This window comes from Dietzia sp. SLG310A2-38A2 (genome assembly GCF_014145095.1).
Taxonomy (GTDB): Bacteria; Actinomycetota; Actinomycetes; order Mycobacteriales; family Mycobacteriaceae; genus Dietzia.
On record NZ_JAALDX010000099.1, the window covers coordinates 1 to 2,671 of the forward strand.

At 66.5% G+C, this 2,671-nt stretch carries 3 protein-coding genes and 1 pseudogene; 1 reads left to right on the forward strand and 3 read right to left on the reverse strand.

From position 1 onward, the window contains the following. Positions 1-267, forward strand: a 267-nt coding sequence (locus G6027_RS03880; RefSeq protein ID WP_182635560.1) for an ATP-binding protein, incomplete at its 5' end; no start/stop codon positions are given. Here G6027_RS03880 and istB read toward each other — a convergent pair. The 3 genes and pseudogenes from istB to G6027_RS18375 form a co-directional block, all read right to left on the reverse strand. After that, positions 246-1,041 (reverse strand): annotated as a pseudogene (gene istB, locus G6027_RS03885) (IS21-like element helper ATPase IstB). The gene G6027_RS03880 and the pseudogene istB overlap by 22 nt on opposite strands. Next, a complete protein-coding gene (gene istA, locus G6027_RS03890; RefSeq protein WP_187702572.1) occupies positions 1,038-2,258 on the reverse strand; it encodes an IS21 family transposase in 1,221 nt (406 codons plus the stop codon). Before istA ends, istB begins: the two are co-directional and overlap by 4 nt. Before the next feature lie 87 nt (positions 2,259-2,345). After that, the coding region (locus G6027_RS18375; RefSeq protein ID WP_206682460.1) for a hypothetical protein at positions 2,346-2,671 on the reverse strand (326 nt) is incomplete at its 5' end.

Here is a 2,671-nt window from a genome sequence, read left to right on the forward strand (position 1 = left end):
GACAAGCCGAACGGCAAGACGACGTTCTTGAAGAAGTACGCCGCCTTCACGCTGCTCGTGCTCGACGAATGGCTCCTCGACCCGCCGGACGACGGCATGCGCAGCATGCTGCTCGAACTCCTTGAGCGCCGCTATGGGCACGCCTGGACGGAGTTCTGCACCCAATACGCCCAGAAGGACTGGCACCAGCGCCTCGGCTCCGCCGTATACGCCGACGCCTGTCAACGGCGGTTGAAGATTGACCCCTACGTGACGGGCGAATTTTGACCCCTCTGGTTGTTGGTCTGTGCGGTCATGAGGTCTCGTCGTGCTTTGGTCCGGTAGGACTGGCCGCCGAGGGTGAGGACTTCGGCGTGGTGGACGAGGCGGTCGATCATCGCGGCGGCGACGATGTCGTCGGCGAAGATCTCGCCCCAGCGTCCGAATGGCATGTTCGAGGTGACCAGGATCGAGCCTTGCTCGTAGCGGTGGGCCACGAGCTGGAAGAAGAGGTTGGCGGCGTCGGAGTCGAACGGGATGTAGCCGACCTCGTCGATGATGAGCAGCTTGTAGCGCCGTAGCTTGCGCAGCTCGGCCTCGAGGCGGTTCTCGGCGTGAGCGGCCTGCAGCCTGGCGAGCCAGCCGACGGCCGTGTCGAACTGCACGGCGTAGCCAGCGGCGATCGCCTTGTATCCGAGGGCGATCGCCAGGTGGGTCTTGCCGACTCCGGGCGGTCCGAGCAGGACGACGTTGTCGGCCTTGCCGATGTAGGTGCTCGTCGCCAGGTGCGCGAGCACGTCTCTGCGCAAGGTGGGCTGATGGTCGACGTTGAAGTCCTCCAGCGTCTTGACCTGCGGAAAGTGCGCCGCCCGCGTGCGGACCTGAATGCCGGAGGCTTCCCGGTCGGCGACCTGTCGGCCCAGGACGGCGGCCAGGTACTCCTCGTAGGTCCAGCCCTGCCTGCGGGCGGTATCAGCCAGATCGGAGAACACGTTCGAGATGGTCGGGGTCCCCGAGCACCCGGGCGGCATAGGCGACCTGGGAGGAGGCGTCCTGGCTCATGCCGACACCTCCGAATCCACTGCTGCGTTGCCGACGAAGTCGACGTCGTAGAGGTCGTCGTAGTCGCACAGCGAGCGCACCACCGGGTCGGTGAACGAGCTCATCGGTGGTTGCTCGCGGGCCCGTTGCCAGTAGTCCACGCGCAGTTGCTTGGCCAGCTCCACATGCCGCGGGTTGGTGACCGTCCCGCGGCGGGACCAGCTGCGGCGGTGCTCGGCCACCACGGCCCCCGCGCGGGTCACAGTGATCGTGTGCAGGCTGGCGACTACCTCGACCAGGCGCCCGATCACGCGGGGGTCGACCGAGTAGTCCACCGAGTCGATACGGACGTAATAGTCCCGCGCCAGCCTCACCGTCGTGCGCAGGCCCGTGGTCGGGGCGACCGGCGGAAGGGCTAGCATCCGGGCCCGGTCCTCGACCAGCGCGTCGACCGGCCTCGACCCCAATACGCGCACCGTGCGGGTGTTTGCCGTTGCCAGCCACTCGGTGAGCTGGTCATTGAAGTCATCCGGGCCGGTGAACTTCCGGCCGGCCATGAACGACTGGCCGAGGTAGCCGTTGTGGCGCTCCACCATGCCCTTGAACTCCGGGTCCCGCGGCGGGGCGATCACCAGCTTCGACGACAGCGTCCCGGCGAACGCGGCGGCATCGACCGTGGGCTTTCCCGCTGAGGTGGCGATCGCCGACTCCCGGTCCCACCACAGGCGGTGGGTCACCGCCCCGAGCTGACCCAGCAGCAGCCACATCCCGGCCAGGATGTCGCCGGCCATCCGGGAGGGGATCATCGTGGCGGAGATGTACCGCGAGAACGCCAGCGTCATCACCAGCACAGGCATCTGTGCGCTCTGACCTGCGCCCAGCGGGATAGGCGACTTGGGGAACCACAGATCGCACTGCGTCGTATCACCGGGCTTGTGCTCGATCCGGTCCGCCGGGTCGACCCCGCGGTACTCGGGGCGGATCGCTCGCCCTCGGTCCTTGAGCACGGTCATCGAGTGCGGCCAGGCGATCCGCTCGGCGATCACCGTGGCCGGCATCGTCGGGTACTCGGCCAGCAGCTTTCGGATCTCCGGTTCGAACGCATCGGCCAGCGAACCCTTCGGGGCTCGCTTGTACTTCGGCGGCTCGAATGAGGCCAACGCTGAGCGCACCGTGTTCCTCGCTATCCCCAGCCTCCTGGAGATCTCCTTGATCGGCACGCCCTCGCTGTTATGCAACCGGCGTATCTCGGCCCACTGCTCCACTGCAATCACCCTCCCAGGGTCGGGGGGGTCAATATTCACCCGTCACCAGGGGGTCAGTATTCACCCGCCGTCGACAACGCCATCATGGACCGCATCGTCCACAACACCCTCTGGATCGAGACCGGCACCTTCAACATGCGCGAACACACCGCCGTGAACTAACCCCCGGGATCGGCGCACGAGAGCCGGTGGCTCCCACCCCATCAGCCACCGGCTCTCAACGGCAATAACGGTGGCTCCCAACCTCAATAACCGGTGGCTCTCAAACCTCCGAATACTCAAGTAATCTCCGTGCAGCAAACTGAGCGTGACCCCGACCCGGTCCATCTCGCGGTGGACCTGTTCCCAGTCCGGCTGAGCGAACACGCTCTCGTGCTCCCCGCGGC